Origin of the sequence: Protofrankia sp. BMG5.30, assembly GCF_001983005.1 — a bacterium.
GTDB classification, from domain to species: Bacteria; Actinomycetota; Actinomycetes; order Frankiales; family Frankiaceae; genus Protofrankia; species Protofrankia coriariae.
Genome location: NZ_MOME01000073.1, coordinates 1 through 6502 on the forward strand (window position 1 = coordinate 1; position 6502 = coordinate 6502).

Here is a 6502-nt window from a genome sequence, read left to right on the forward strand (position 1 = left end):
CAGTCCCAAGCCAACCGAGTAACGACCAACTGTCTCATTTGACTTGACATCTACCGAACCGCCGCAGCCCCAGATGTGGATGGTTTTTCCTAGGTAGGCGCTGGTAGGACGGCTGGTGTCGCGTCGGGTTGTGACGCTGTCCCGTTCGTCGGACACGGTGCACCACTCCACAGGTGTCTGGATGTCGAGCGCCTCAGTATCGATTCTGATCATGGGGTCGCGGCGCTGGCGGACGAGTCGCCGCAGTTCGTCGGCCGTTGTGGCGGGCACTCGGCCTGCGAGGAGATGCGGCGGTCCGCCGGTGGGGTGAGGGACCGCGAGGATGAACATTTGGGGTGTGCGCGCCGGGTTTCGGATGGCGGCAGCCGCGAGCVCCGCGAGAAAGGCCTCTGCTTGAGGCCGGGGCCGCGGAGTGACGGGGGCCCCGGGCGCGCTCGCGGTGTCGAGCCGCGTCAGCAGGTCGGATAGCCGGGTCCCCGCGCCGAGAGGTAGGGGGCCTGCTACCTGGAAGAGCACGGTTCGGTGCTGGTCTGGGTGACCGCCGTCGTAGTGAAGGTCATACCGGTGCGGTGATCGCACCGTGAGGAAGGCGGGTCGCGCCTTGGCCGGCGTGCCGGATTCACGAACGACGATGGTGGGGGTGCCCGGCGTGCGATGGAGGATGCCGCCGACGGCGTGGTGTAGGGCCGCGTCGGGGTTGAACCGTGCTGCCGCCGCGTCTGCCAGCCAGTCGTGCAGCCGATCGATCGCACCGGCGAATCCTCGCTGCGGGTTCCACTCCCGCGCAGGATCCAGGTAGATGCACAGCCGTCGCCCTTCTAGCACATGCGGGTAGCCAATGAACCGATCATGGTCGACCTCGACGCACGGCGGCACCGGCCGAATGGGGCCGATTCCCAGCAAGAACTCCTCGTACTCGTGCAGGGGAAGGCCGTGCGGGGCGCGGGGCAGGTCGGCGGTCCGCAGGCGGATGCGGGTTTGAACGAACCCGCGGTCGATCAGCCTGGGGCGGTCGAGCAGTCGGAACTCGCCCGGTAGGGCGCCTGCGACCGCGTCCAGCTCACGGACGGCTGACTCCTGCCAGTCCGTGAACCGGACACGCTTCCGCTTCGTCACCACCGGCTCGATTCGCTACCCGGCTCGACCGGATCGGCCGGACGAGGAGATGCGAGGAAGGTTGGTACCGCCGGTGAAGCCGGCCGCCGCTCCAGCGGCTCCGAACTTCCTGCTGGACGACGAGGCCTCCGGCGCCTGGAACTTGTCACCGAACAGGGCCTGCCACTTCTTGACGCTCTCCTCCTCGTCGGTCTCCTCGTAGGCGTCGCGGATCTCGGCCGCGTGCACGTGGATGCGGTCACGGAAGTAGGCGTAGGTCTCCTCGCTCCACCGGTGGTCGAAAGTGACAACCTGGTTCGACGGGTCGGCGATGGACGGCTTGGTGGGGCGTGCCTGGAGCCAGGCGTCCAGGTCGCCGACCATGTGCAGCAGGGCGGTGGGCAGGTCACTGTAGTAGCCGGGGTCAAGGATCTTCTTCCATTCCTCGACCTGCATCCCGAGAAGGGTGGTGAGGAGGATCGACTTGGTGCCGGTGAAGGAGTTCTTGTGGTCGCGCAGGAACTTCAGGAGGCGGATGACCTTGCGCAGCTTGCGGTTGGCGATCTTGTCCTTGTCTTTCATCCACTGGGTGAAGCCGGATGGGTCGGTGGTCTCGAACGCGTTGTCATCCCGGTTGATGATCACCTGACGGCCGTCGGTGAGGATGACGTACGGGACGATGTCGACGTGCATTCTGTTGTTCGCGTACTCGACGTACACGCAGCGGCACTTGCGGCTGTGCGGCATGTCGCCGTAGATCGAGTGGTGGTGGATGACCTTGTAGACAGCGTTGATGTACTGCTGCACGTCGTCTGACCAGTCGGCCTCCTCCGTCATCTGAACGAGGAAGTCGGCGTCGAACGGCTTGCCGTTCTGCGGGCTGATGATCGTCTCCTGTGYCCAGGAGCCCTGCGGGATCTTCTTGACGAGTCGCGGGCCGAGGTCCGGATCCGCTTTGAGCGCCGCGTAGATGGCATCGACGCGGCTGGCGAGCAGGTCCAGGTTGTACTGGCTGAGGTTGACCGTGTTCTTCATGAAGCTGTCGAAGTAGTCGGTATGTCTCATTGGGCGTCCCCCGTGGTGGTTACTGGCGATGCGGTGACCGGCGTCTCCGATCCGGTCGTGTGCGTGTGGGCGAGGTCGAAGCGGTGGCCGGTCACGTGTTGACCTGGACGACAGGCGTGTAGGTGTCGCCCTGCCGCTCGTACACCTCGGTGGGAGGCTGCGCCCCGCGCATGAAGGCGCGTCCCATCTCGATGACGGAAGACAGCGGCGCGGCAGCGACGAGGTGCCACCTCGCGGCTCCAGGGCATGTCGCTTCGACTTCGGCGAGCAGGTTCCGCCAACGGTCGGCGAAGTTCCGCAACGTGTCCGGGTGTGCGAAGAGACCAGGACCGAAGCGATCAGCCTCGGGCCTGATCTCGAAGTACGGCAGCCCCCGCAGTRCATCCGGGAGGTTGGTCTTCTGGACCTCCGCGGTGAGGGAGGCGGCGAGGACGACCTCCGTGGCCGGGGCGGAGTCCAGGGTGGCGACGGTAGAGAAGTCGTGGATCGGGGCGGTCTTGTCCCAGCGCCAGCCCTGGTCTCCGTCGCGGTGCTTCTGGTACAGCTGCGTGTCCGTCTTGTCGTCAAGCCGAGAGCCCAGGTACACGAGCAGCGGGATCGGAGCGATCGCGAAGATCGACAGGTGGTCGACCTGCCCGCTCGCGACCGCCTGCTCGACGAGTCCCAGAGTGTGGTTGATCTCTTCCTGGCCGGCGATCCAGTAGGAGGAGCGGCTCGGGTCACCGGGGATGTGGCAGACGAAGTCTYCCTGCCATCGGCCGTCCGCGAGGCCGAGATAGCCGTCGGACAGGAGCGCGTCGGCTGTCTGCCGCTGAGACGCGAAGGCCGTGGCCCCCCGCACCAGACCGCCCATCCGGATCACCGCGGTCCGCCGCAGCCCACCGCTGGTGGCGGCCACCCGGACACGATCCTCATGCGCCTTCTTGAGACCACGGAGCCGCTCGGTCGTGAAGTACGGGGCATGATCCTCATCGTCGATCAGACGGTGGCAGGCGTGGCAGAGCAGCAGGAGGTTCTCCTCCGCTTCCCGATCCGCGAGTTCTTCGGCCATCCCGCGGGGCGAGCCAGGAGTGGCCGTGGCGCCGACGTTGTGCGCCAGTTCTCCGACCAGGACGGTGTGGAAGAAATTGCGGTGCTCGAGCAGGCTGGTGGAGCACATGACGCAGCACCCGGCGGCTCGCGCCCAGACAGCGAGTCGCACCGCGGCCTTGATGCTTCCCCGCTTGACGGAGGTGTCCCGGACCTGGTTCAACGCCATAGATCAGAAGCTACCGGGAGGGTCCGACAGATCCGGACGGCCATACGCCACCACGTCATGTCATAGGCGACCTCACCGCTGACATGCTCGCCGAAATCAATGGCTCATGACCGGTCGGGCGGGGCTGACCGACGACGCCCCGCCGCCCAGCGCGATGTCCGTCGCTGCAGCACGAGCGAGATGAAGACCTCGCGGCAGCGGTCTGCCAATCACAGCGAGTGGKCCCCGTCCGAGCCACCGCGTCCTGCCACTCAAGCATAGTGTTCAGGCGGTACGATCCGATCGGCCACATAGAGACGCGATCAGGCCGCGCACTGCTGGGGGTCAGGGCCTGCGGATGGCGCCGGGTGGCGCCGGTCAGCACCGCTCTGGCGTGACCCTATCTATCCGGCCCGACAAGCAGCATCTATCCGGCCCGACAAGCAGCGCGGTCATCCCCATCGRCTCTTACCCGATCTTCCTGGCATTCGCGTTGCCGTTGTATCGTGCCCGTCGGATCTTCGCGTGGGCGGGTTCGATGGACACGGTCGGGCCGTTGACCTGCAGGTTTAGGTTCGCATTAATGCTGGTTGGGTGCACTCGGCCTTGTCGATGAACATCGACAGACGTTACGACCTGCAAGTTTTGAAGATTCCGTAGAGTCGGACACCAACGGCGTCGAAGGCAGCAGCGCTCCGACCTGCTGGTTTGGGTTCGAGCCCTGTTGGGCCCGGGCCCGGACAGCTTCTTGATCGCAGCACTCACGCGGGGATGAATCGAAGATCGAGATTGAGCGCTGTCCGCCAAAATTCGAGGCCGCGGGCCGTAGGCTCGGCCGCACCCCGACTCTTGGCGAGCCGCGCGGCTCCTTCGCAGACGCGGTGATCGATCTGCTTCTGACTCGCCGGGCAGTGGTGGCATCCTTACCGGGTGACCGACGGGGGCAATGAGAGCGCCAACCCGCACTTTTTCGTGTCGTACGCCCAGGCAGACCGGGCGTGGGCGGAGTGGATCGCCTGGACGTTGGAAGATGCGCACTACCGGGTGCTGATCCAGGCATGGGACTTCGCGCCGGGGTCGAACTGGGTGTCGGGGATGCAGGAAGGTGTGGCCCGGGCCGACCGGACGATAGCGGTCCTCTCCGCGGACTATGCAGAGTCGGTGTATGGGGCGGCGGAGTGGCAGGCGGCGTGGTCAGCTGACCCGGCCGGGCAGGCTCGGAAAGTGCTGAYGGTCCGGGTGACTGAGCATGGCCGACCCGGGTTGCTAGGCCAGATCGTCTCGGTCGATGTGTTCGGAGTCGATGAGGCGCGGGCGCGGGCAGAGCTGCTGCGGGCGGCCCGGTTGGCGGTGTCCGGCGGGCGGGGCAAGCCGGCGGTGGCGCCGCTGTTCCCGCCGGCTGTGCGGGCGGTTCCGGTTCCTGTGCCGTTTCCGAGCGGGTTGCCGGCGGTGTGGTCGGTGCCCTGGCCCCGCAATCCGCTGTTCACCGGCCGGGACTCCGAGTTGGCCGCGATTGCGGGCCGGCTTTCACGTGCAGAGGGATCGGCAGCGGTTCTGCCGCAGGCGCTGCACGGCCTGGGTGGGGTCGGGAAGACCCAGCTCGCCGTCGAGTACGCCTACCGGCATGCCACCAACTATGACCTGGTGTGGTGGGTGCCGGGTGAGTCGACCGCTCTAGCGGTGGGTGCGCTTGTCGAGCTGGCCAGCCGGGTGGGCGTGCCAGCTGCAGACAACGCGCTGGATCGGATCGCCGGGTTGATGGAGGTACTACGTCGTGGTGAACCGTTCCGGCGGTGGCTGGTGGTGGTCGACAACGCCGAGACGCCGTCAGACCCGTTCGGGATTCTGGCGGTAGCGGGCCGTAGCGGACATGTACTGGTGACCTCGCGGGATCCGGCGTGGGCGGGTTGGGCGCAGCCGGTGGAGGTGGACGTGTTGCCCGGCCCGGACGCGGTTCGCCTGCTCCAGCGCGGATGCGAACGCCTCACCAGTGCCGAGGCAGGTCAGCTCGCGGTGTCGTTGGGAAATCTGCCACTGGCGTTGGAGCAGGCGGGTAGCTGGCTGGCCACGACTGGGATGCCGGTAGCAACTTACGAGCGGCTACTTACCGACCGAACAGCGGAGCTTCTGACCCGCGGTCAGTCAGCCCGCTACTCGCTGCCGGTCACTGCCGCGTGGACCGTTGCCGTGGACAGGGTGAATGATCCGAGCACGGTTGACCTGCTGCGGCTGCTAGCCCGGTTCGGTCCGGAACCAGTACCGTTGAACCTTTTCAACCCCACTACCGAAGAGCTCGCCGAGCTGCCCTATGCGCTGGCCGACGTGGTCCACGATCCGCTGGCATTCRCCGACCGGGTGGCAGCAGTCTGCCGGCTGGGGCTGGTCCGCACGACCTCCGACGGGCTGGTCATGCATCGGCTCGTCCAAGCCGTCCTACGCGAGCACACCCCCACCGAACAGCGCGAACAGCTGCGGACCGCCGTGCATGCCCTTCTCACCRCCGCCGACCCCGCCGATCCGGGCAATCCGGCATGTTGGCCCCGCTACATCGTGCTGTACCCACACGCGCTGGCTGCCGGCATGCTCGACAGCACCAATGATGCMGCCCTCCGGTTGGTCCTGGGTATTGCTGAAGCCCTCCGATCCAGCGGAGACAATCACACTGCTGCCAGCCTCAGCAGGCAAACGTACACACTGTGGACGACGCAGCTCGGCGAGGATCACCCGGAGACGATCACCGCCATGCACAACCTCGCGTGTGTTGTGCGGGAACAGGGAGACTACCCGGCAGCACGGGCCCTGTTCGATGAGGTCCTCACCCGTCGGCGACGCATTCTCGGCGAGGACCACCCCGACACCTTCGCCACGGCACATTACCTCGCGCGGGTGGTCGGGGATCAAGGCGATTTGAGCGCATCGCAGGCAATATTCGATGATCTCCTGGATCAGTCTCGACGCATCCTCGGCGAGGACCACCCAGACACCATCGGCACCGCGCACGAACTCGCACGCGTGGTGGGAGATCAGGGCGATCACTCGACGGCACGAACGATGTTCGATGACGTCCTCACTCAACGGCGACGCATCCTCGGCGAAGACCACCCC

At 66.4% G+C, this 6502-nt stretch carries 3 protein-coding genes and 1 pseudogene; 1 reads left to right on the forward strand and 3 read right to left on the reverse strand.

What is annotated here, in order from left to right:
* From BL254_RS24005 to BL254_RS24015, 3 genes and pseudogenes are all read right to left on the reverse strand, one after another.
* Window positions 1-1116, reverse strand: a pseudogene (locus BL254_RS24005) (thiamine biosynthesis protein ThiF); the annotation flags it as partial.
* A 15-nt stretch (window positions 1117-1131) separates the two neighbouring features.
* Complete coding sequence (locus tag BL254_RS24010) at window positions 1132-2160, reverse strand: SMODS domain-containing nucleotidyltransferase (RefSeq protein WP_076845284.1); 1029 nt, start codon at window positions 2158-2160, stop codon at window positions 1132-1134.
* Window positions 2161-2251: 91 nt separating this feature from the next.
* On the reverse strand, window positions 2252-3319 hold the full coding sequence (locus BL254_RS24015; protein WP_175648474.1) for an SAVED domain-containing protein: 1068 nt from the start codon (window positions 3317-3319) through the stop codon (window positions 2252-2254).
* 1008 nt (window positions 3320-4327) lie between these two features.
* Here BL254_RS24015 and fxsT point away from each other — a divergent pair.
* The coding region (gene fxsT, locus BL254_RS24020; RefSeq protein WP_076845288.1) for an FxSxx-COOH system tetratricopeptide repeat protein at window positions 4328-6502 on the forward strand (2175 nt) is incomplete at its 3' end.